We start from the raw sequence: 24091 nt of genomic DNA, 5'->3' as shown, positions 1-24091 counted from the left end.
CAATCCCCCTATGCAACTGAGGCCACTGAAAAAGTCCGCCATCTAGAAAAAGGTACAGTTCTTCAAGAAAATTGAAGAGGCTGTACCTTTTTTGCCGTATAATGGAGTCATCACGAAAAGCGGGTGAGAGCGGATGATTCGGCAACAACAAACCTTAGTTCTGAGTCCTTATGCGGCACTGTATGACATCGTCGTTCCAAAGGACAATATGCTCCGTCAAATCAACGAACTGGTGGATTTCACTTTCATTTATGAAGAACTAGAAGCGAAATACTGTCTGGACAATGGACGTAACGCCATTGATCCCATTCGCATGTTTAAATACTTGCGCTGAAAGCCATCTTTGAACTGTCTGACGTAGACATTGTCGAACGCTCGAAGTACGACATGTCGTTTAAATACTTCCTCGGCATGGCACCGGAGGATTCTGTTATCGACCCGAGCTCCCTGACAAAATTCCGCAAACTGCGGTTAAGAGATATGAATTTGTTGGACATGCTCATTGGTAAGACGGTGGTTCTTGCTATTGAGCAGAATATTCTGAAGAGTAACTCCATTATCGTGGACGCTACGCATACGAAAGCACGTTACAACCAGAAGTCACCGCAAGAAATCCTGCAAGATCGTGCGCGGAAATTGCGTAAAGCGGTGTATACCATGGATGAGTCGGCTAAATCGAAAATGCCAGCAAAGAACACTACCCATGTACTTGAAGACGAAATCGAGTATTGTCAGAAGCTCGTCGCCTTCATCGAAACCGAATCCGGGATCGCACAAGTGCCGAAAATTCTAGAGCCTCTTAACCTGCTGAAGGAAACCGTAGCGGATGACGTTGAACACCTTCGTCTGGCGGCGGATCCGGATGCGCGGGTCGGACATAAGAGTACAGACTCTGCCTTCTTTGGATACAAAACACATCTGGCGATCACCGAGGAACGCATCATTACAGCGGCTGTTATTACAACGGGCGAAAAGAATGACGGTAAACAATTGCAGACACTCATCGAAAAAAGCAAGGCAACCGGCATGCAGATCAAAACCGTCATAGGCGATACAGCTTACTCCGAGAAAGATAACATTGTATACACGAAGAATAATAAGATTGAACTGGTAGCCAAGCTTAATCCACTCATTACGCAAGGCAACCGTAAGAAAGAGGACGAATTTCTTTTCAACAAAGATGCCGGCATGTACGTATGCCCGGCTGGCCACATGGCCATCCGTAAAGCTCGACAAGGCAAGAAAGGCGTCGGTAAAAACCAGGTGGACACCTATTATTTTGATGTAGAGCGATGCAAGCGTTGTCCGCTCAAAGAAGGCTGTTACAAGGAAGGCGCCAAAAGCAAGAGCTATTCCGTAAGTATTAAATCTGAAGAACACTCGGAGCAAATAGCTTTCCAAGAGACGGAGTATTTTAAAGAAAAGTCCAAGGAGCGCTACAAAATTGAAGCGAAAAACAGTGAGCTCAAACACAGGCACGGGTATGATGTAGCCACATCCTCGGGTCTATTTGGCATGGAGCTTCAAGGCGCTATGGCCATATTTGCCATAAATCTCAAGCGAATATTGAAGTTAGCTGATTAAAACTTCTAGCTCGAATGACCGGATATGATCTAAAAAAGAAGACATCCGTCCCAATATTGAGGACAGATGTCTTTTTTGTGGTTGTTCAGGCTATTGAGACAAAAAAACGATAGTTCTTCAGTGGCCTCATGCAACTAGGGGGATTTTTAAATGAATCCACTACATAGAAGCAGGGAGGGCAGATGAAACGATGAATGGTTCCATGATGAACGGTTCTATGATGTTTATGATGTGCATGATGAACTGATTCAGCCTTTGGGAGTATTAAAAAAGCACTCCGCTTGGGAGTGCAGAATATTATTGAATTCCTAACATTAATGCAGTATAAGCGGTACAGACAAATAAAATCCCAAAAACCGTTGCCAATCCGCTGTTTATTCGCTTTTGGAATAATATCAGCATTGAGAGCAAAAAGAGTACTGCAATAAATGCTAACAAAATGCTGGTTTCGTTTGGCACCAAATGTATTGAAGTTGAAGGCTCGATTGTTTCCTGATAAAAAGTTTGGAACAATGCAGATGGCTTCTCAAATTGGATGACAGCCGCGAGATTCTCTGTTGGAGATTGCTGTCCCATTACCGCCATTGCAGAGAAAACCAGTAAAGCAAAAATGCTTTCTGCCTTGACCCACGGTATCGGATTAAATTGTGGATTAGAGTATAGTTTTCTTTTTACCAAAACACCATTTATAAAGGCAAATGTCAGCAAAGGTATAATAAATAAGTGTTTAAATAGTAAAGCTTGACCATAAGGAACGATCCACGAATTCACGTAATCGGGTACTAAAAGCGTCATTAAAAAGAAGCCAGCACTTATTGTTGCGACTAAGCAAATTAAAGCAACTGGACTAAACCATTTTAAAAAAGCTAGCCAATTATCACTGTTCTTGGAAAACCAGGAGACGACTAATAAAGTACCTATCCAAATGCATACGGCCAGAAAATGAATTCCGTGTGGAATAAAGCCCTTTAACTGATAACTGGCTGTGCAATGGCTGGCCCAGCCAAATGCCAATATTAAAGCAAATGTAAATATTGATGTTATATATTCAAGTTTTGGTTCATTTGTATTTTTCTTAATGTAGCGTACACTTATCAATACAGCGGCTAATACTAATGTTATCAGCCAAGCGTGTCCTATATTAAAATCAAACAGTATTCCTTTAAAAATAACTCCAAACTCAGCTTCAAATTCTCCTGAAAGCATAGTCGTAATCCTCAGAAGTGGGAAAAAGGATAAAACAGCTATTCCGACTATAGATACGTTCACTAACCAATCAGGAACTATAATTTCAGGACGCTTATGTTCAGGTACAAATGTTAATATTTGATGTCCGACTAAGATACAAAAGCAACAATATAAAAGGAATTCAGTAATATATACCATTTCTTCTCCTTAAAATAGTCATGATGAAGGCCCCGAAAACAAACACGGCCCTTTCACAAAACCAAATCAAAACTGTAACGCTATTGTAAAATGGATATCTCGAACTTATTATACAAGAAAAAAAAGGCAGTTAGTTAAATAAATGAAGCGATATTTTGAACATTCTCAATAGAACTTCCTCTAATCTTTTGGTGCTATACTAAGAGTCTCTAAAAGTTTCATGAGATTGTCATTAATATACTACATCGCATAGTATTTAATCAATAATCGATGTGGTACTTTATATATAATGATATGATCATTTATTAATTTAGTAGGCCTGCATACGGATAAACATTACGAGGTGATCTATGTTTACAACGGATATTACAATTTGGGTAGCATTAGGAGCGGGAATTCTTTCTTTCGTGTCACCATGCTGTTTACCGCTGTATCCAAGCTTCATTTCGTATATTACCGGTGTTTCTGTCAAGGATATTGAAGAGAGAAATCATTTGCAGAAAAAGAGGGTGCTCTTACATACGCTCTTCTTTATAATGGGATTTTCAATCATTTATATCGCTTTAGGTATGTCGGCAAGTTTGATAGGACAATTGTTTACGTCAAATCAAAATTTACTACGACAGTTGGGCGGAATTTTGATTGTGGTTATGGGGCTAACAATGGTAGGGATTTTCAAGCCAACATGGATGTTGAAGGAAAAGAGGGTTCAGTTGAATTCAAGACCGGTAGGGTATGTAGGTTCATTCCTTGTTGGCATTACCTATGCAGCAGGTTGGACTCCGTGCATTGGACCGATCTTGACGACAATTATGACACTCGGGGTTACAAATCCGGAGCAATCGGTGTACTACTTAACGGCCTATATGATCGGATTTGCCGTACCATTTTTCATTATGAGCTTTTTTATTAGTCAGATTAAAATATTCCTGAAATATTCGGCCTTGATGATGAAAATTGGGGGAGGGATGATGGTAGTCGTCGGCATACTTCTATATACAGATCAGATGACGAAAATTACCATTTTCTTTATTCGTTTATATGGAGGATTTACGGGATTCTGATGTTAACAGAATGGCCTATTATATAAGAACCGAAAACCGGGTGGTGCGCATGGAGGTAATTTCAAAGCTTATAGGAGCCGTGGCACCGGGGGTGTGCCTGCTTGCTTATTTTTATTTAAAAGACCAGTTAAAACCAGAGCCTTTTAAACTGGTAATCAAAGTGTTTATCATTGGCGGATTAGTCGTGTTTCCGTTAATCGTTGTGCAGAGTATACTTGCTCCTTATAATGGGGGCATATGGATCGAGTCCTTCCTGCTGTCGGGATTGTTTGAGGAGTTCATCAAATGGTTTCTGCTGTACTTTTTAATATACAACCATACTGAGTTTGATGAATTTTTTGATGGAATTGTGTACGCCGTAGCGATAGCGGCTGGTTTTGCAACGGTTGAAAACCTTTTTTATGTTATTCTAGGGAACGGAAACGAGTTTTCTGTAATCTGGACGCGTGCACTGCTTCCTGTTTCCGGACACGTTTTGTTTGGGATTACTATGGGATACTATTTTGCTAAAATGAAAAACAATCCGAAAATACGGTACTATATTCTTTCCATCCTCCTCCCAGCTTGTTTTCATGGTGTATTTAACCTTATGAATCATTTGGAAATGCCATTTGGCCGTGGATTACTTATTACATTTATGAGCTTCCTTTGGTGGTTTAATATTCGAAAAATGAATCTCAGTATTGGCAAGGGTGCGGTGGGTCTTGCAGAAAAATAGGAGCCATTCCTGTAATGAATGAATTCGAGGTTTGAATGAAAAAAGTACCTTCTGTATACTGGGGAACGTTCCGACCAAAGAACAAATCCCAGCGCAGGAGGCACTCTACAATGAAGTATAAACACGCCAGGAAACAGAATCAACGAATTCAACAAATTACCGAATCAACTCTTGTTGTCGGAGCCGACATTGCCAAGAAAACACATGTCGCCAGAGCCGTCGATTTCCGCGGAATCGAGCTCGGTAAAGACTGCGTGTTCGGCAATGATCATCAAGGCTTAACGAAACATGTAACGTGGATGAAGGAGCTTCAGCGGCGACATCACAAGACGGAAATCGTCTTGGGGATCGAGCCCACCGGACACTACTGGTTTCCACTGGCTGAATATCTGCAGCGTGAAGGCGTAAGAGTCGTCGTTGTTAACCCGCATCACGTAAACAAGAGCAAAGAGCTTGAGGACAACTCACCGACCAAGAACGATTACAAAGACGCCAAGGTTATCGCCGATCTGGTGCGCAATGGGAAATACAGCGAGCCTAAATTGCCGATGAACGTCTACGCAGATCTTCGGATCCTGATGAATCTTCGGGAGAAGGTCATGGTTAACTTCGGCCAAGTCCAGCGCCGCATTCAGAATTGGTTAGACCGCTTCTTTCCGGAGTATGGCCAGGTGTTTAAGGACTGGGAGGGCAAGGCTTCGCTGATTACGCTGAGTGAATTCCCGACTCCGAGCGAGATTGCGGCGCTAGGTGTGGGCGCAATCGTGCGTCGTTGGAAAGAAGACGTAAAGCGCGCCGTCGGTCCCAAACGAGCGTCGCAGTTGCTTGAAACGGCGAGAACCTCCATCGGCCTTAAACAAGGACTGGCAGCAGCGAAAATCGAGCTGAAGACTCTTCTGGAGCAATACGAGATGTTCGCCAAGCAGCTTGAGGACATCATGATGGAAGTGGAGCGTTTGTTAGCTCAAATTCCGGGAACGAAAGAAATGCTGACCATCCCTGGTGTTGCCATCGTGACGCTCGCCGGCTTCCTGGCTGAAGTCGGGGACCTTAGTGGTTACGACCACGGCCAGCAGATTATTCGGCTCGCTGGCTTAAATCTAAAAGAAAACAGCTCTGGCAAGAAGAAAGGCAAATCGACGATTACAAAGCGTGGCAGATCCAGGCTTCGGGCTTTGTTGTTCCGAGCGATGATGCCGATGGTGGCGAAGAACGCCGAGTTTAAGGCGTTGCACCAGTACTTCACGAAGCGAAGTCACAACCCGCTGAAAAAGAAGCAATCCATTGTGGCGCTCTGTGGTAAATTAATCCGAGTATTGTACACGCTAGGCACCAAACGCATTCCGTACCAGCCATCCGATGTTCTGGGGCCGGTACGTCAGGCCCAGTTACAGATGGCAGCTTAATTCAAACCATTTTCACGTTTCTCACACAGAACTTGAAATAAACCAACGACAATTGAAGCACGGAGCAGCCGTAGGATCTATTTCCATAAGGGCAACGACCCAGTAAAGGAGCAAGGAAACGGCGTCCACACCTCGAGAGGCAGAACGAAGGAATGTAAGGGCTAAGACCCAGCGTGACATGGGAGGAGGGTAAGCCGTCGGGGGAATAGAGTGGATATCCAGAGTGCGGTCATACGACTCATCCATAGATTGGGAACAGCGTCCCAACCTCTATTCCCGCCTCCGCCTCCTCCAGATAATTATGTCATAGCTACATGACTTCTCCATCTTTCAGGATGGTCGATGGTTGAAAATCTAAGAACGAGTGAGAAAACGCGAGAAAACATTAAATAATAGTGGGAGGAAACAAACAATGGAAAATCCCAATGGTCGTTTTTTGCTTAAATGGGCCAGCACGCGGAAGTTGGGTAGGCAAAGATATGTCTTTCGAAATGGTTTCATTGGCTTTGGAATAACACTGACTGTTTTGTTTACGCTTGTGGAATTCGTGACAAGAGGGTCGCTCGAAATGAGTTACTTAATCTCGAGAGTAGTGCTGCTCCCAACCCTCGGTATTATTATTTTTAGCAATCGATGGGATTCACAAGAGAAAAAATACAACAGGCTTCAAGTCTAGCGTGTAGGTGGATATTTGTATTCAGTTTGTATTTATTTTTCAGAGGAGCGTGTGGTACGTTGCGCAGACGGTGGATTCAAATGGGGATCTTAATGTGTGTAATAGCGGCCGGGGCGTTTGCATTTTGGAGTTCTGCCGCGAAGGACTCGGAAGAAGTGAAGAAAGGGGCAAAAGCTCCTGATTTTAAATTGGCGTCTTTGGATGGGAAAACATATGAGTTATCGGATTTTAAAGGGAGTGGTTTGGTCCTGAACTTCTGGGGGACGTTCTGCCCGCCTTGTGTAAGAGAAATGCCGGCCTTGGAGAAGCAGAGCAAGGTTTGGAAAGATAAGCAGGTACAGATTGTTGGTATTAATCTGAATGAAAGTCCGATAACAGTACGTTCGTTTCTACAGCAGTATAATATAAGCTTCCCTATTCTTATGGACCGAGATGAAATAAGGAAGAAATACAAAGTCTCTTCTTATCCGACAACGTTTTACATTGATGCAAATGGAATCATACAAGACATATTTGTCGGAGAAATGACGGAACGTGATATTCAAACCCGTATTGAAAAAATAGTAAAGGCAGATAAAAATTAATAAAGCTCTAATCAAAAGACGAACCGTCCAATGGAACAGTTCGTCTTTACTCTTGCTCCTCAGACCTTACATTCAGCGTGTTGTAAATTTGATTTCTCCACTTGGATCGTCGTGTGTTGGATTTTAAACGTTTGTTCAATTGCTTGAACAGCGCTTTGTAATACTTCTTGGCTGTCTTTGGAATCTTCAATTAAGATATGGCAGCTTAATGAGTCCAGGCCTGAAGTAATTGTCCATACGTGAAGGTCGTGAACATTAATTACGCCATCGATTTTTTCTAACGTATGTTTCACTAGATTTAAATCAATCGTTATCGGTGTACCTTCCATGAGGATGTGAACAGCATTGCGTATGACCCCCCATGCGCTTTTCAGAATAAGTACCGCAACGAGGACGCTAATTATAGGATCAGCGATATACCAATCAAAGAAAAGCATTAGCAATCCGGCTAGGATGGCGCCGACAGAACCTAAAGCATCTCCGATGACATGCAGATAAGCACTGCGTACATTAATGTTATCTTTGACATCACTTTGCTTGAGCAGCACCCATACGCTCGAAAGATTGGCCAGCAATCCAAACAAAGCGATTAAAATCATCGATCCGCTGGAAACGGTTGGCGGATCGAAAAATCGTCCATACGCTTCTTTGATGATGAAAGCTGCAATGACAAACAGCGTCACTCCGTTAAATAACGCGGCTAATATTTCAAATCGATAGAACCCATACGATTTCCGAGGAGAGGCAGGCTTTACAGCAAACCACATAGCAATCAAACTTAGAGCTAAAGAAGCGGCGTCACTGAGCATATGGCCAGCATCCGAAAGGAGGGCCAAACTGTTAGTGATCAAACCTCCAAAAAATTCTAATAACATGATTCCGCTCGTTATAATAAGAGCAATTGTTAATCCTTTTTTATTATTGGGTGCATGCGAATGTCCATGCCCGTGAGCATGTCCGTGGTTATGTCCATGCCGATGAGCATGGTTGTGATCGTGGTGGTCATGATCATGATGCGAATGAATATTGTTTGACATCGTACATTCCTCCATAATAACATATGAACAACTATTCATATGTTATTATATTCCACATTGTCGTGAAAGGCAATATTTAATGTTAACATACCTTCTTATTCTTATTGCCTTTGGATAAGCCGTTTGTTCTTAAGTATGGTAGCCATATTCTTTCTCGTACTTTTATTTTTATGTTTCCCCTGCCGTTGACGTCCCATCCTTGGAAATGGTTTATCTTTTGTTATTCCCGGATATTCATGTCTAATGCTGGCGGTAAAATAAAATGATTTCTGTTATAATAAACTAATCGTAAGTTTTATCGTCAAAAGGTGGGAAACACAATGGAGAATATCATTCAGGAGCAATGTGAAGATACATGTGGGGGAACATCGAATATCCATGTGCTGCAAGAGCAATTAATATCGGAACAAACAGCGTCAAGTTTAGCTGAAATTTTCAAGGCTCTAGGGGATCCTACACGCCTAAAGATCATCCATACCCTTCTCAAACACGAGCTTTGCGTTCATGATATCGTTCAAGTATTAGAGATGGGGCAATCCGCAGTTTCTCATCAGCTCAGGTATTTGCGAAATCTTCGTATCGTCAAGCGGCGAAAAGTAGGAAAAACCGTTTTTTATTCACTTGACGACGAACATATCGAACAAATTTTTGTACAGATGCTTCAGCACGTTAAACATAGCTGAGGAAGGGAGCGAATGAAGATGAAACAAGTTGGATATCGTATGCAAGAGGAAGGGGTAAACCGATTTCTGGGCTCTTTAGAATCACGCATCATGGAATTAATGTGGGAATCTGAGGACTGGATGAATGTTCATCAACTTCGGGAGGGTTTAAAGGAAGAATACGACTATTCGGTTAATACGATTATGACGGTTTTAAATAGACTAGCCGATAAAGGTATTATTAAGAAACAAGCTGGGGGAAGAGGCCGAAGTAAACTTGCTCAGTTTAAGGTTGTAGTATCCAGGGAAGCCTTTATTAAAGAGCAAACAAGAAATGTAACAGAAGGTTTAGTCAAAGATTTCGGAGAAGTGATTGTAGCTCATATGATTGATGTTCTGGAAGAGGTGGACCCTCAGCTGCTGCAAAAAGTCGAGCTGAAATTACAAGAAGCGAAACAGAGGAATCAGCATGAAAAAAATTCAAAATCCAGCTGAGTTCGCTTTTGGTGTCTTCGTGGCCGTTGCTTGTATTATATGGATTCAGCTCGCTTGGTCCTTCTTTCATCAGTTTAATGACCTCAATTGGATACCTGATTTTATGCGGCTTTCCCGCTTTGTTTGGCAGGATTTCTGGTTTGCCCATTCCTTTGGGGAAACGGTTTTAACTTTTATTTCAATCATCACAATTAGTGCCCTGGTGTTTAACGGATTCAAGGATGTTTTCGATCATTTGCGCTGGAATCGGTTCGTCCGACAGCATAAGGATGAAAGGTTATCTGAACATTGGAATCGGAAATTTGCTTTCCTGGGAATGCCGATCCTCGTTATTAAGGAACAACAGTTTTTGGCATTGACATCGGGTATAAGTAATCCAAAAATAATACTTTCTACAGGACTAATTCAAGGTTTAGATGAAAAAGAAATGGAAGCCGTTCTCCTTCATGAAGCTTACCACGTTACTTATCGCCATCCCATTAAAAAATGGTTACTGAAACGATTAGCGCGAGTAATGTTTTATATCCCTGTTCTTAAAGGTTTATCGAATTATTACGCCATCTGGATTGAGCTTTTGGCCGACCGATTTGCGATTGAGAGAATGGAGGATTCAACACCAATTGCTTCCGCACTTGTTAAAATGATTAATTTGGGCTCTATACATTTCGTTCCAATTTGTGCTGATTTTTCAAAAACGGCGATCAATTATCGGTTAAAGCAAATTTTAGATTTGGAAGAACGACAAGGTGTGGAGTTGTTCTCTAACAAAACTTTAGTATCATCCGTTGGAATAGGAATGCTTGTAACAACTATCGTAATATTCAGTTGTTTATAACTAAAGCGAGGACAAACCTCGCTTTTTTATTTGTCCAAAAAAAGAACATATTCCCAAATGTTCATATGACGTATTGACACTCTCCTTGGAATTGAAATAACATTAAAACGATGCGTTGTAGTTATTTCGAATGGTAGAGGATGATTAATTTGAGCAAGTCTTTAACTTTCTTGGATTGGTGGAACCCCTATGCTTGGCTTGTGGTGATTTGCTTACTGATCGGTTATTTACTAATTACCGGACCTCTCCACAAAGAATTTAAAGGAGGAGAACCGGTACCGACGATCCAAAGGTTTTATTTTGTCTTAGGCCTGATCGTCGCAGGAGGAGCGCTGGGAAGCCCATTAAGCACTCTCGGACATCATTATTTGTTTAGCGCCCATATGCTCCAGCAGTCTCTGCTTTATTTCGTCGTCCCTCCTTTATTATGGGCAGGAATCCCAACTTGGTTGTTTCGAAGCATACTTCCACAGGCTTTTAGACAAAAAATATTGCCTAAGATTACAAATGCAATTTTAGCAGTTTTTTTATTTAATGGTTTATTATCTTTTTACCATTTTCCAGCGATTTACGATTGGATAATGTCAGGAGAACAGCCGTTAGCTGCTGTGTTTGCTCATACTCTTTTATTCCTGACTGCTATGCAAATGTGGTTTGTCGTAACATGTCCTGATCCGGATCTCAACCAACTAAGTCATTTGAAGAAGATAGGTTACGTTGTGTTAAACGGTTTTTTATTATACCCAGCATGTGCACTTATTATTTTTGCTGATAATCTCATTTACAAACCCTTTCATGCTGTACAGCCATGGTTTCCTTTTTTAACGCCTCTTGGAGACCAGCAATTGGGTGGAGTCATCATGAAAATTATGCAGGAGGGCGTATTCGGTATAGCTCTAGGTATTCTTTTTTCTAGATGGTACCGAAAAGAACGTTCTGACGAGCAGGAAGAATAAGGAATATTTAAGCAATTCATAAAATCTTAGCTGGAGGAAACTGAGATGTCAAAAAATAAACACATGAATTACTCGTCGAAGCCAACCGGAAACTCTACCAAACCTCTTGTTATCATAACGTTAACAGTTATTGTTTTACTTATAGCTCTATTTATATTCTCAAACATGGCGTCAAATAAAAATCAACCATCTACAGTATTTCAAGAGCCACCTTCACTTGTAAATCAGCCAGTTCTCGGAAACGATGATGCTCCTGTAACCCTTATTGAATTTGGAGACTATAAATGTCCGTCCTGCAAAGCTTGGAGTAATGTTGTTTACCCACAGTTGCAAAAAGAGTACATTGATACCGGTAAACTGAAATTTGCGTATATCAATGTATTATTTCACGAGCAGGAGTCCGTACTGGCCGCTCTCGCCGGGGAAGCCGTTTTTGCGCAAGACCTACAAGCGTTTTGGATGTTCCATAAAGCGTTGTATGAAGCTCAACCCCAAGCAAATCATGACGGACTATGGATAACGGAAGAGAAAATTTTGGAAGTTGTCAAAACGGCAGCTCCAACGATTGACCTGACAAAACTGAAAGAAGATTTGAAAAATCAAGAAGTAGCCTCAAGGGTTAAAATAGACAATGAATTGGTGCAGAAATTTGGGGTTAAACAAACGCCTACAGTCATGATCAACGGTACGGTCTTGGAAAATCCGTTTGATATAAATATGATCAAAGAACTGATAGATAAAGAAATAGGGGATAAACAATGATGGAAACAGGTAAACCATCTTTTATTCAAAATTATTTAATATATTTTGCTTGGATCGTATCGGTAGTTGCAACGTCAGGAAGTCTTTATTTTAGTGAAGTATTAGGTTTTATCCCCTGCGATTTGTGTTGGTATCAACGAATTTTTATGTACCCTCTAAGCGTGATCCTTGGTATTGCTGCTTATTACAATGAAAAATCATTGAAAAAGTATGTGTTGCCGTTGTCCATCATCGGTGGCTCCATTTCTTTATACCATTATATGCTTCAGAAAATACCGGGATTTGTAGAGATTAAACCGTGTACGCAAGGAGTTCCTTGCAACGTTGATTACATCGATTGGTTAGGTTTTATTACGATTCCTTTCTTAGCGTTGACTGCCTTCTTGCTTATAATCATGTGCATGCTTTTATTGAAGCCATCAAATTCGCAAAATAATGAAAATTAGACATAAGCACGATTGACATTCAACTTCAAAGAACATATGATAAAATTAATAAATGAATAAGTGTTCATATGTAATGATTAAGGAGTTGGAGAGTATGAGCGACAAAGCGTGTGACGCCCGGATCTCATCAGAAAACGAAACATGTTTGTCGGAAAAAGAATCTTGTGGCTGCGGTCATGATCATAACCATAACCAAGTTACAGCAGTTGAGCAACGTACGACTCATCAGCATGAAGCTTGCTGCGGTTCTCACCATCATGAACACTCAGATCACTCGGAACATGCCAAACATTCGATTCACTCGACGCTAGTCCTTCAAGGGATGCACTGCGGGGACTGTGCCGCGAAGCTCGAAATAGCTGTCTCACGGCTTGCAGGAGTCGATAAGGCCTCTGTGAATTTCGCCACGGCAAAGATGAAAGTGGAGTATCAGGATGAGGGAGTTATTGACGTAATCAAGAAACAGGTAAGCCAGCTTGGCTACAGCGTGGATTATCATAATGATGATCACACGGTGAAAACTATTTTCCGAATTGATGGTATGGATTGTGCCGACTGCGCTCAAAAATTGCAAAAGCGGGTAGGCGCACTTCCAGCTGTAAAGGATGTATCAGTTAATTACGGTGCCGCCAAAATGACGGTAGTTCACGATGGTTCAGCTATCACGGATATAAGCGAGGCTGTTCGAAAATCTGGGTATTCAGCAACAGTTGAGAGCGGCACGTCTTCGCGATCTGTTGAAGAAGCAAGTTTCTGGAGTCGAAACCAAAAGGCGGTTCCGACGCTTATATCGGGTACATTATTTATTCTCGGATGGCTTCTCTCATTCTTTGAACTCATTCCGGAATCTACATCGAATGTGTTCTACGCAGCTGCCATGATCTCCGGAGGTTACCGGATTGCCAAGACAGGATTGTATGGCTTGAAGTCCCGTACCATCGGTATGGATCTTCTAATGACGATTGCTGCACTTGGAGCGGCGTTAATCGGGGAGTGGGAAGAAGGGGCCGCCGTCGTATTTCTGTTCTCGCTCGGTGAAACGTTAGAAGCTTATACCATGGACCGAACAAGACGATCGATCCGCGGTTTGATGGATCTTTCTCCAAAAGAAGCTTTAATTCGTAGGGGAAGCCACGAGATGATGCTTCACGTCGATCAGATTGAGATTAACGATATCATGATCGTGAAACCGGGCTCAAAAATCGCAATGGACGGGGTTGTTGTCAAAGGGGCTTCAGCGGTCAACCAAGCACCAATAACCGGTGAGTCCATTCCGGTAGAAATGCAAACGGGGGATGATGTGTTTGCGGGTACCATCAATGAACACGGTTCCTTGGAAGTAAGGGTGACACGCCGGTCCCAAGACAACACGCTTTCGAGAATCATTCATCTTGTGGAAGAAGCGCAAGCCCAGAAAGCACCGTCTCAACGATTTGTTGATGTTTTTGCTAAATACTACACTCCGATTGTTCTAGTTGTAGCATTAGGAATTGCCATCATTCCTACCGTATTCTTAAATCAACCGTTCGACGTTTGGTTTTATCGTGCGCTTATGATGCTTGTTGTATCTTGCCCCTGCGCTTTAGTGATTTCTACTCCCGTGTCCATCGTTTCGGCCATCGGCAATGCAGCCCGAAACGGGGTACTAATTAAGGGCGGCACTCATCTAGAAAGATTAGGCGCTGTAAACGTTATTGCATTTGATAAAACCGGTACGTTAACGCGGGGCATACCTAAATTAAACCAGATTGTGGCTTTTGGACAATACAAAGATGACGACGTGCTTTCCGTTGCGGCGGCGGTTGAGAAGCAGTCGGAGCATCCTGTGGCTAAAGCGATAGTAAAACATGCTCAAGAACGAAATATTGAAATCCTGGAGAGCTCGCATTTTACTTCGTTTCCCGGAAAAGGAGCCAAGGCAACCATTCAAGGAACAACGTATTATATCGGTAATCCACGGTGGTTTATACATGAGTTGAATGTTTCTTTGGAAACAGCAAAAACTACGATTCAAAATATGGAACAACAGGGTCAAACCGTTATGATCCTTGGTACAGATGTTGAAGCTATCGCGGTATTTGCTGTATCGGATGAAATACGTCCAGAGAGCCGGAAGACACTGCAGGTTTTGAAACAAGAAGGAATAGAAAGAATGGTCATGCTCACAGGGGATAATCGAGGCACGGCACAAGCCGTAGCGGCGGAATTGGGGGAGATTGATGTCCAATCAGAGCTGCTACCCCAAGCAAAGTTAACTGCCGTCCGTGAGCTTATGGAGCGGCACGGGTCCTTAGCCATGGTAGGTGACGGTGTGAACGATGCTCCTGCACTGGCGACTGCAACGGTCGGCATTGCCATGGGGGCTGCAGGCACAGACACGGCCTTGGAGACGGCTGACATTGCATTAATGTCGGATGACCTAAGCAAACTACCTTTTGCGATCCGATTGAGCCGCCAAGCACTAAATATCATCAAACAAAACATTGCATTTTCACTGTTGGTTAAAGCGATCTTTTTAATCCTTATTTTTACCGGAAGTTCAACGCTTTGGATGGCGGTGCTGGCTGATACGGGAAGTTCACTTATTGTTATTGCTAACGGGATGAGACTTTTAAAGAGCAAGCCTTAATAGATCGTTCCATGCAAAACGAACTCCTGTCTATGGACAGGAGTTCGTCCATAACTACAAGGAGAGAGACAATTCATGCATTTTCATATTTCCGGAGTGTTGGACTTTAAGCAAGTAAGAAACAGTGCAATCCAGATCATTATTGTATTGCTGATAGCATTTGCGGTAGACAAATTTATCGGACTTCCTGAAAGCATAAGATTGTTTGTGTATCTGGCACCGTTTGTATTACATTTATTATTGTCCTTCTTCATGAAGAAGAAAGAGTCTTGGTTACTCGGAGGTATTTTGGGTACGTTGGTTTCAATGGCAGTTATCGTTGTTGTGCTGCTTGCTTCATAAACTTGTCAAATAAAACTATAAAACATCGTTTTTATTCCAATGGCCATGTGATATGTTAAGAATAAGGTGAAAGAACAACATTGTTTACGTACTGGAGGTTGTTGTGAAATTATCTGTCGATCTTTTCAACTACCATCGTCGAAAGTGGATTTTCACGCTAATTGCACTTATTCTCGGAGCTGTTGGAATTGTTGCCTATGTTAATGCAAGCGCGATTGATAGATATCGTGTGTATCTTGATCAAACCTATATTGGTTCTGTAAGCAATCAAGAAATAGTACAAGAATGGATCAAAAAGAAAGAACAAGCTTTATCCGCGCAATTCCCGCATGCCAGCATGAAGCTGCAAGGCGGGCAAGTCCGGTTTGAATTGGAGAGAACGATCCGAAAGGATTATGATAATAACCTTGTCATTACCGAACTGGAAAAACGTTTGACGCCAGCTGCAGTAGGTGTTGAAATACGTATAGGCGGCAAAGCCATCGGGGTTGTCAAGGATTATGATACAGCCCAGGCTTTACTTGAAGGGATTAAACGTAAATATCACCCAGATACATTAAATGCGAATGAAGTGCGTTCGCTTTCCGCGGCGGATAATGACGATAAGACAGGCAAACCTGTTTTAGAATCGCTTCAGTTTGTACAAGAAGTGAGTTTGCAAAAAACGGTAACATCACCGGATAAAATCAGTGCGGTTGATCAAATTCGCAGCACATTGGAAACAGGCGGGGTAGAACCGGTGAAGTATACGGTACAAGAAGGAGACTGTGTCTCTTGTATTGCGAAAAAGTTTAATATACCTTTGGCCCTTCTTTATAAAAACAATCCTTGGATTCAAGATGATTTTATTAATATCGGGGATGTATTGGATTTGACGGTATCCAAACCAATTCTCTCGGTGCAATCGTTGGAAAAGCGTACGGATACATTAACCATTCCCCGTGGTACACAAGTTCAGAACGATCCGTCTATGAGAGTCGGCGTTTCCCAGGTAGTCCAGGAAGGAAAAGACGGTATCAAGCAAATTACATACCGTCTGACAAAAATCAATGGTGAGCTGGTGGAGGAAGTACCTGAGAATGAGGTTGTGCTTGAAGAACCAGTCGATAAAATCGTGCGACAGGGCACGAAAGTGATTCCTGGTAACGGGACAGGCAAGTTTGTTTGGCCTATAGTTTCGCCGAAACTGACAAGCGAGTTTGGAAAACGTTGGGGTAAGCTGCATGCCGGAGCCGATGCAGTTTCGTCCAATCGTTCTATTCTAGCTTCTGATCGTGGTAAAGTCGCTTTTGCAGGGGAAAAATCCGGGTACGGAAACTGCATCATTATAGATCACCAAAACGGATATCAAACCTTATACGCCCATTTAAGTAAGATTGAGGTGAAAAGCGGACAAACGGTTGAAAAGGGCGAAAAGATCGGCGTCATGGGAAGCACAGGGAATTCAACCGGCATCCATCTTCACTTTGAAATTCGAAAAAACGGTACGCAGCAAAACCCTTTGAAATATTTGAATCGATAAACGGAGGAATAAGCAATGGCTATGTTACTTAAAAGTCGACAATTCAAACAAACATTTTGGTTAACCCTGCTCTCTTTGTTTCTTTCCTTGATTCTTTCGGTTAGCGTTACGGCTCACACAGGACTTGAAGCTTCTAATCCAAAAGATGGAGAAGAGATTACTACCGAATTAAAGGAAATTTCGTTGACCTTTGCCGGTAAGGTGGAAAACTTGAGCACGTTTAAGCTCTTGGACAGCAGCAATCAAAATGTAGACGTAACGGATATACAAATAAAAGAAAAAACGATGTCGGGGAAATTGGCCCAACCTTTAGCGAATGGAAGCTATCAGGTTCAATGGACGATTGTCGGAGAAGACGGTCATCCGATTAAGGGGCAGTTTTCTTTCAATGTAAATGTACCGGAAAGCAAACAGCCCGTGGCAGAACCGGCAAAACAACCTAAAACGCCGCCTCAAACACCAACGGAACCAGAGCAAAAACAACCGGATACGACGACTGCCCCGGCGACGCCACAGTCCAGCGGGGGCAATACCGGACAGATAGATCACCCTGAAGATACAGCACCGTCTTCTAACACAGTCGTGTACTTGCTTGGAGCCCTTGCGATCTTGGTTGCCATCTCACTGGTTGTCTTAACCAGGAGGAAGAAATAATTGATTTATGTTCTTTCTGAAGCCTTGCTCTATGTCTGTTTCGCTTTGTTAACAGGAGCATGTGTGCTTGCGATCGTTCCGGAACGGAAGAAGCCTATCATTCAGATGTCCGATACGATATTAACGTGGGCAGTACTCGGAATCGTCGTGTTATCATCGGTGCAGGTTATCAAGCTTATAATATTTTTTCGAGTTAACTTGGGGTATGAGATCGGATATATTACGTTCACAGTCCTTAGCGACTATAAAATCGGCAATGCATGGTTTGTTACAATATTTGCGGCGATGGGAATCTTGTATTTTCTGGGCTTAAAGCCCGATTCCAAAATGTTGAGCTATAAATGGATAGGTATCTCCGTCTTTAATTTTTTCTTGGTTTTGGCCATGGGGTGGGCGAGTCATTCAGCAACTGTCCATGAATGGATTGGTTTTGCCGCACATACATTACATTTTTTAGCTGCAATTGTATGGATCGGGGTCATGCTGGTCATCGGTTGGTTCGTTAAGGAGGTTGTTCACTGGACAGCCTTCCTGCGTTGGTTTACGCCGTTAGCCATTGGGTGTGTCTTGGTTACAATAGCTGCCGGCCTGTTGCTGATGAGCAAAGTAACCCCCAATTATTTAAACTCTTGGATATCATCTTATGGCCAGGCCATGTTGATAAAACATTTGCTGATTGTTCCTATATTAGGATTGGCGTTACTAAATACGTTCCTGTTCCGCAAAGTTGCCTCCAATCCTTTACCTTGGTTGAAAACGGAAGGCATATTCGTTGTTGTTCTCTTTGCGGTTACGGCCTTTATGGGCCAGCAATCTCCTGTGCATGAAGATCTTGAGGAATTTATAAAAGAGGTGGGGCCGTCGCCTCTGTTCTTGTCTGTGGCGGGAAATGATTTGAAGCAAGTCATTCCGCTTTCATTTTCTCCTGATGCTTTAAGTATAACTCTCTTTCTTATAGCGGTTCTTGGATTATACATCGGTTTATATATGGCTTGGAAAAAACAAAGAACCCTTTGGTCGTTGGCAGCTTCAGCGTTCTTTGTAGTATGCGGATACCTCTCATTGATGTTCGCCGTAGCATAGAACACCACCATGTATTAATTTATAAACAATCTCGCATGAGATTGTTTTTTTGTTGACAACCAGCAAAAATTTAACAATAATTATACATGAATAAATTCTCATATAATAAAATAATCTATTTGAAGGTGATGGAATTGCAACGTGAATATGATGTGGTTGTAATTGGTGCCGGTCAGGCTGGACTCGCGGCGGGTTATTATTTGAAGAAAAATAATTACAGTTTTGTTGTTCTAGATAAAGGGACTTGCGTCGGGGATAGCTGGAGAAATCGTTATGATTCATTGGTTTTGTTTACTCCCCGCTGGTACAGTTCTTTGCCAGGGTTAAACTTAAAAGGCGATCCCAATGGGTATGCAGGTAAAGATGAAATTGCAGATTATCTAGAATACTACGCAGAATATTTTTCAATACCGGTTCAAATGAATACGGAAATTATCCTCTTGGAACAAACATCTACTGGATTTAGAGTAATGACAAATCAGGGCCAATATACAGCCAAGCATATTATTGTCGCAACAGGTCCTTTCCAGAAACCGATTATTCCCAAGATGGCTGAATATCTAAGTAATGATATTTTCCAAGTCCACAGTTCTTCCTACATAAATCCTTCTCAATTAAATGAAGGAGAAGTTCTTGTGATTGGAGCTGGAAATTCAGGCGCACAAATCGCAGTCGAGCTTGCGAAAGAACGAGAAGTAATACTATCTGTCGGTCACAAAATGAAATTCCTTCCCCTTGAGTTTTTTGGTAAAAGTATTTTTGAGTGGTTCAAAAAGCTGGGAATTCTAAGTGCAAGTATCGATTCTAAGCTTGGAAGATGGATCAGTAAGCAGTATGATCCGATTTTTGGATATGAGCTAAAAAAATGTATTGAGAATGGCGAAGTCGTTCTAAAACCGAGAACGTACAAGATGACAGAGGATGTCGCTTTATTTGAAGATAAAAGCTCGGTTCAAGTGAAGAATATAATCTGGGCCACTGGATTTACTTCTGACTATAACTGGATCGATATAAATAAGGCATTCGATGATAAAGGAAAACCGATTCATCAGAGAGGTAAAAGCTCCATTCGTGGACTTTTTTTCCTTGGGTTACCTTGGCAATACCGTAGAGGTTCAGCTTTGATAGGTGGAGTTGCTGAAGATGCTCGGTATGTAGTGGATGCGGTTAAACTCCCTTAGTCTGGACACTGCACCTCTTATTCATTTCATCCCATAATGCTCCGAATTGCTCGTTATTACCCGGTATTTATTAGACCTTAACCTCAATCGGCTTTACGGAACCTGCTTTCAAAGCTGCTCTGTACTCATAGGGCGACAGATCATAAATGCTGCCATGTATGCGATTTTGGTTGTATTCTTGAATGAATTCACTCACAATTTCATAGGCCTGCGGATACGTTTCAAATTCATTGCGCTGGTAGCACTCTTGTTTAAGGATTGCATGAAACGCTTCAATATGTGCATTTTTGTTCGGTGTCTTTGGAGGAATGCGCTCATGTGTCATTTTGAACTCCGCACAAGCCTCTTCGAAGCGGTGGCTTATAAACTGTGGGCCGTTATCTGAGCGAGTGATCGGCTTGGCCTCTTGACTGAAGAGCTGTCGCTTCATGAGCGCTTCCTGTGTGATCTGCACGAGATCTTTTGCTTCACAGGTCAAGCCAATGTGGTAGGAAATGATCGTCCGGTCAAACACGTCAATAATGCACATCAGGAAGAAGAAGCGTTGTTCGCCGGCAATCCAGCCATACTTAATGTCCGTCTCTCACAGCTCATTGGACGTGGTTAAGACGCGGTTATTCGCGAATCGTCTCGGATGCTTCAACTTTAACTGCCGCTGTGGACGAAGCACCTCGAGATGCTTACACAGCCGGTAAACCTTCTTTTTGTTTATTACCAGCTCATGTCTGCGTCTAAGCAGTACTGTTAGCTTTCGATAGCCGTAGACCGATCCTTCTCCGGACAGGAACTCCATAATCCATTCCTGAATCTGTTCGTCACTTACTGGTTTCCCAGCTTGTGTATACGATAAACCAGGTACGGGACGGCCTTTTCTGTGGATTGCGCCTTGCTGGTGGCTCGACTTTGGAAGATGTGCATAATACGTCGATCGTTCCACTTCCAGCACACGCAGCACCTGACATACCGAGTGTCCTTCACCGATGTATTTCTGAGCAATCTCTATTTTATCCTTAAGTGAGGGTTCGTTTTTTTTAGTAGGTCTTTGAGAATCTCACGCTCCAGTGCTTACTCGGCATAGAGTTTCTTCATGCGCTCGAGTTCTTTCTCAAGCTGGGCGTAATCTTCTGCTGTTGGTACGTACTTTGGTTGTTTTTTACCATCACCATCTAATTGATCTATGTCCTTGCGTTTCAACTCTCTGGCCCAACGCAACACCATCTTGGGATCCAGCTCATGCTGCCGGGCCACCGCTGTCATGTTCCCGATCTCAAGCCCTTTACTCACTATGCTTTTCTTGAAGTTTAGATCGTACTGATTTCTCATCATCCTGTTCCCCTCCGGCTACTTTTATTGTATCGGAATAAGGGGTTGACTGTCCAAGTTCAAAAAGGGGCTAAAGAGGATGAATTGATGAAGGAAGATATATGGGAGTGATCCAAGAATTGAATGTAATACCAGTTTTTCTTGATGGAGCCACATCGAGAAGACATTGGTGAGTTATGATGAACGTGAAACAGCTCCGTATTTGCTGAGAATCGTAGGTTAAAATGGAAAGTAAGGAAACCAACCATTTCAGAGCTACTAAGCAAAAGGAGCTGTTAGTATGCAGTCTACCACAAAATTCATTGGTTTAGATGTCTCAAAGGAAAAAATTGCTGTTGCTGTTGCTGAAGCAGGTCGAGAAGAGCCCAGATGGTACGGTACGATTCCACATACCGCTTAGGCGCTTCGAAAATTGATTAAACAACTGGGAGATAAAGAAACGCTGGCCTTTTGTTATGAAGCCGGACCAACCGGCTATGAAGCCTATCGGTGGATTACGTCGATGGGGGCACAATGTTGTGTAATCGCACCTACACTGATTCCCAAGCGTGCAGGGGATCGCATTAAAACGGATCGCCGTGATGCGCTGCAGTTGGCGCGGCTATTTCGTGCCGGGGAGCTGACATCTATTTACGTCCCAACTCGTGAGGATGAAGCACTGCGCGATCTGATTCGAGCACGATCTGATGCAAGGGAGGACTTACATCGTGCCAGACAGCGATTAATCAAGTTTTTGTTGCGTCACCAAATCCATCCTCCCGTCACGATCAAACGACGCTGGACGCAGAAGCACCGGAATTGGCTGGACACGCTCAAGTTTGAAACGCAACCCGCCCATCAAGCCATGTGGAAAGAATACAAATATGCTGTCCATGAGGCTGAACAACGGCAGAAACGACTGGAGTCTGCCATCATGGAAGAAGCGTCGAAAGGAGCAAAAGCGTCGGTCATTCATGTCTTGCAATCGTTACGTGGAATTGCCCTGTTAACCGCCGTTACGATTGCGGCAGAAATTGGAAGTTTCGAGCGATTCCGATCTCCTGCGCAACTGATGGCGTATCTGGGATTGGTGCCCCGGGAGCACTCCTCGGGTCAAACTGTACGGCGGGGATCAATGACAAAAGCAGGGAATTCCCACTTACGCAGAGCCATCGTTGAAGCTTCCTGGAGTTACCGTTATAGCCCAGCCGTCAAAGGAGAATTAGCAGAACGACTGGATGGACAGTCCGCCGAAGTTCAAGCAATATCGTGGAAAGCGCAAGAACGCCTACATGGCAAGTATAAGCGGTTGGTTTATGGGAAAGGAAGGCCTGCGAATGTAGCAATCGGCGCTGTAGCACGGGAACTGACAGGATTCATCTGGGCCGTTGCGCGCACATTAGAGGATGCTTGAATGTTAGAGGAAGCGAAGCCCCCTTCCGTCCCCCGCTGGGGGATACGCAGGAGGCGTTGCCCCCTGCACTCCCACACTCGCCGTGTGGCGTCTCACCCGCAAAACGGGGTGAGGGAATTGAAAGTGTCGGTAAAATTAATCCACTTGTCAAGGAGTTCGCTTGACAAGCTCCCGTTAGAGCATTGAACCCGAAGGCAAAGGACAGGTATAAGGGAGAACCCGCGGTTTGACGCTGCATCAGGATGAAATCTTTCCTGAAATGCGAAGTGAGTTAGCGGCAGCCCCTTTGACGTAGGCTTACCATGTGGTACCCAACCCACGGATAGCAGTGTGCCAACCGTCGCTCACATTTTGCCTTCGTGCTCAGTGCTCTAGCAGATCAAATACGGGGACTTGACAAGTCACGTTCATAGCAGCGTCAAATAGCCCCCACCTAGCAGTCAGATGGGAGCGAATGTATGATGGATAAAGATTAGGTGAGGCGACAAGAGTCCGGAAGCGACGGGGACCACGGCATAAAGGGCTCCAGTGCCTGAGGATCCAACGGATTGGCAAGCTGCGGCAGTTGCTCGAACAGGTACATGAGTTACCGGAACGGATGCAGCCCGTTTTCTTTCGCCGTCTCGATCACGCTGTAGATCGCTGCGCTGGCCGCAGCACCTCTGGGCGTGTTGGCGAACAGCCAATTTTTACGCCCGATCACAAACGGCTTGATTGAACGCTCGCTGCGGTTGTTATCGATCCCCAGCCGCCCGTCCTTCAGGAATGCCGTAAGCTTTTCCCATTGGTTCAAGCTGTAAGCAATCGCCTGGCCGATCAGGCTTTTTGGCATCGTCCGGGATTTTTGTTGGCGCAGCCACGCATAGTAAGCATCCAGCACCGGACGGCTTCGCTCTGCGCGTGCCTGGTGACGTTCTTCCGGCGCTGCTTTCAGCGCTTCATCATATTTGCGCCGCGCATGCGCCCAGCACCCCACCAGCGTGACGCCCGTCACCTTGTGGTAACCCGGATAACCATCGACATGCAGATAGCCGTTGAAGCCCGAGAGGAAGTTCCGCGGATGCTCCCCGCCTCGCGTCCGCTGGTAGTCATAGACCACGGCGGGCTGTGCGTCACGCCCTGTCCGATACAACCACAAATACGAGGCGGATTCTGCCGACTTCCCCGGCTCTCGCAGCACCTGCAACGTCGTCTCGTCCGCATGCAGCATATCTTGCTTCAGCAAGTACGCCTTCATTACCGCCACTACCGGTATCAGCCACTGCTCCGCGCCGTAGATCATCCAGTTTGCCATCGTTTGCCTCGACAGGATGTACCCTAAGCGGGCAAACTGCTGCTCTTGCCGATGCAGCG

General features: G+C 43.6%; 22 protein-coding genes and 2 pseudogenes. 18 read left to right on the top strand and 6 right to left on the bottom strand.

What is annotated here, in order from left to right; translation table 11 throughout:
- Window positions 1–133: 133 nt before the first annotated feature.
- A pseudogene (locus FKP33_RS18970) lies at window positions 134–1584 on the top strand (IS1182 family transposase).
- Window positions 1585–1881: 297 nt separating this feature from the next.
- On the opposite strand, the gene FKP33_RS18965 reads toward FKP33_RS18970, so the two are convergent.
- Window positions 1882–2970 carry a copper resistance D family protein gene (locus FKP33_RS18965; RefSeq protein ID WP_141336074.1) on the bottom strand — a complete coding sequence of 363 codons (1089 nt, stop codon included), beginning with the start codon at window positions 2968–2970 and terminating at the stop codon, window positions 1882–1884.
- A gap of 350 nt (window positions 2971–3320) precedes the next feature.
- Between FKP33_RS18965 and FKP33_RS18960 the strand changes: the two genes are divergently transcribed.
- The 4 genes from FKP33_RS18960 to resA all read left to right on the top strand — a co-directional run bounded on the left by FKP33_RS18960 (window position 3321) and on the right by resA (window position 7418).
- On the top strand, window positions 3321–4034 hold the full coding sequence (locus tag FKP33_RS18960; RefSeq protein WP_141336073.1) for a cytochrome c biogenesis CcdA family protein: 714 nt from the start codon (window positions 3321–3323) through the stop codon (window positions 4032–4034).
- Window positions 4035–4083: 49 nt separating this feature from the next.
- Window positions 4084–4752 carry a PrsW family glutamic-type intramembrane protease gene (locus tag FKP33_RS18955; protein ID WP_181410212.1) on the top strand — a complete coding sequence of 223 codons (669 nt, stop codon included), beginning with the start codon at window positions 4084–4086 and terminating at the stop codon, window positions 4750–4752.
- Window positions 4753–4862: 110 nt separating this feature from the next.
- Window positions 4863–6158 carry an IS110 family RNA-guided transposase gene (locus FKP33_RS18950; RefSeq protein ID WP_141336071.1) on the top strand — a complete coding sequence of 432 codons (1296 nt, stop codon included), beginning with the start codon at window positions 4863–4865 and terminating at the stop codon, window positions 6156–6158.
- Between the two features lie 735 nt (window positions 6159–6893).
- Window positions 6894–7418: a thiol-disulfide oxidoreductase ResA gene (resA, locus tag FKP33_RS18945; protein ID WP_174351133.1), complete on the top strand. Its 525-nt coding sequence runs from the start codon at window positions 6894–6896 to the stop codon at window positions 7416–7418.
- Between the two features lie 59 nt (window positions 7419–7477).
- Here resA and FKP33_RS18940 read toward each other — a convergent pair whose 3' ends face one another.
- Complete coding sequence (locus FKP33_RS18940; RefSeq protein WP_141336069.1) at window positions 7478–8455, bottom strand: cation diffusion facilitator family transporter; 978 nt, start codon at window positions 8453–8455, stop codon at window positions 7478–7480.
- Window positions 8456–8775: 320 nt separating this feature from the next.
- Between FKP33_RS18940 and FKP33_RS18935 the strand changes: the two genes are divergently transcribed.
- From FKP33_RS18935 to FKP33_RS18880, 12 genes are all read left to right on the top strand, one after another.
- Window positions 8776–9138 (top strand): ArsR/SmtB family transcription factor, encoded by a 363-nt coding sequence (locus tag FKP33_RS18935; protein WP_141336068.1) that lies wholly within the window; start codon window positions 8776–8778, stop codon window positions 9136–9138.
- 12 nt (window positions 9139–9150) lie between these two features.
- On the top strand, window positions 9151–9612 hold the full coding sequence (locus tag FKP33_RS18930; protein WP_141336067.1) for a BlaI/MecI/CopY family transcriptional regulator: 462 nt from the start codon (window positions 9151–9153) through the stop codon (window positions 9610–9612).
- A complete protein-coding gene (locus tag FKP33_RS18925) occupies window positions 9587–10447 on the top strand; it encodes a M56 family metallopeptidase (RefSeq protein WP_141336066.1) in 861 nt (286 codons plus the stop codon). The genes FKP33_RS18930 and FKP33_RS18925 overlap by 26 nt, the downstream gene beginning before the upstream one ends.
- Before the next feature lie 149 nt (window positions 10448–10596).
- The gene (locus FKP33_RS18920) at window positions 10597–11403 is read left to right on the top strand and encodes a cytochrome c oxidase assembly protein (protein ID WP_181410211.1); all 807 of its coding nucleotides are present in this window, start codon (window positions 10597–10599) and stop codon (window positions 11401–11403) included.
- A gap of 45 nt (window positions 11404–11448) precedes the next feature.
- Complete coding sequence (locus FKP33_RS18915) at window positions 11449–12165, top strand: DsbA family protein (RefSeq protein ID WP_230876291.1); 717 nt, start codon at window positions 11449–11451, stop codon at window positions 12163–12165.
- A complete protein-coding gene (locus FKP33_RS18910) occupies window positions 12162–12611 on the top strand; it encodes a disulfide oxidoreductase (protein ID WP_141336064.1) in 450 nt (149 codons plus the stop codon). Before FKP33_RS18915 ends, FKP33_RS18910 begins: the two co-directional genes overlap by 4 nt.
- A gap of 94 nt (window positions 12612–12705) precedes the next feature.
- Window positions 12706–15240: a heavy metal translocating P-type ATPase gene (locus FKP33_RS18905; RefSeq protein WP_258313492.1), complete on the top strand. Its 2535-nt coding sequence runs from the start codon at window positions 12706–12708 to the stop codon at window positions 15238–15240.
- 75 nt (window positions 15241–15315) lie between these two features.
- Window positions 15316–15582: a hypothetical protein gene (locus FKP33_RS18900; protein WP_141336063.1), complete on the top strand. Its 267-nt coding sequence runs from the start codon at window positions 15316–15318 to the stop codon at window positions 15580–15582.
- Between the two features lie 103 nt (window positions 15583–15685).
- On the top strand, window positions 15686–17104 hold the full coding sequence (locus FKP33_RS18895; RefSeq protein ID WP_141336062.1) for a peptidoglycan DD-metalloendopeptidase family protein: 1419 nt from the start codon (window positions 15686–15688) through the stop codon (window positions 17102–17104).
- Window positions 17105–17119: 15 nt separating this feature from the next.
- On the top strand, window positions 17120–17758 hold the full coding sequence (locus tag FKP33_RS18890; protein ID WP_141336061.1) for a copper resistance CopC family protein: 639 nt from the start codon (window positions 17120–17122) through the stop codon (window positions 17756–17758).
- Window positions 17759–18841 carry a copper resistance D family protein gene (locus tag FKP33_RS18885; RefSeq protein WP_141336060.1) on the top strand — a complete coding sequence of 361 codons (1083 nt, stop codon included), beginning with the start codon at window positions 17759–17761 and terminating at the stop codon, window positions 18839–18841.
- Window positions 18842–18975: 134 nt separating this feature from the next.
- Window positions 18976–20022, top strand: a complete 1047-nt coding sequence (locus tag FKP33_RS18880) for a flavin-containing monooxygenase (RefSeq protein ID WP_141336109.1) — start codon at window positions 18976–18978, stop codon at window positions 20020–20022.
- Between the two features lie 70 nt (window positions 20023–20092).
- Here FKP33_RS18880 and FKP33_RS18875 read toward each other — a convergent pair whose 3' ends face one another.
- The 3 genes from FKP33_RS18875 to FKP33_RS18865 form a co-directional block, all read right to left on the bottom strand.
- Entirely contained in the window at window positions 20093–20596 is a 504-nt protein-coding gene (locus FKP33_RS18875; protein WP_141336059.1) for an integrase core domain-containing protein, read from the bottom strand.
- A 9-nt stretch (window positions 20597–20605) separates the two neighbouring features.
- A complete protein-coding gene (locus FKP33_RS28570; protein ID WP_373423919.1) occupies window positions 20606–20959 on the bottom strand; it encodes an IS3 family transposase in 354 nt (117 codons plus the stop codon).
- 128 nt (window positions 20960–21087) lie between these two features.
- On the bottom strand, window positions 21088–21348 hold the full coding sequence (locus FKP33_RS18865; RefSeq protein ID WP_141336057.1) for a transposase: 261 nt from the start codon (window positions 21346–21348) through the stop codon (window positions 21088–21090).
- A gap of 409 nt (window positions 21349–21757) precedes the next feature.
- Here FKP33_RS18865 and FKP33_RS18860 point away from each other — a divergent pair, with 409 nt between their 5' ends.
- Window positions 21758–22738, top strand: coding sequence for an IS110 family RNA-guided transposase (locus FKP33_RS18860; protein ID WP_258313491.1), 981 nt, complete (start codon window positions 21758–21760; stop codon window positions 22736–22738).
- A 472-nt stretch (window positions 22739–23210) separates the two neighbouring features.
- Here the strand turns inward: FKP33_RS18860 and FKP33_RS18855 are convergent.
- Window positions 23211–24091, bottom strand: a pseudogene (locus FKP33_RS18855) (IS66 family transposase); the annotation flags it as partial.

The organism is Paenibacillus sp. tmac-D7 (genome assembly GCF_006519665.1).
GTDB classification, from domain to species: domain Bacteria; phylum Bacillota; class Bacilli; order Paenibacillales; family NBRC-103111; genus Paenibacillus_G; species Paenibacillus_G validus.
This window is presented reverse-complemented; position numbering and strand designations above follow the sequence as displayed.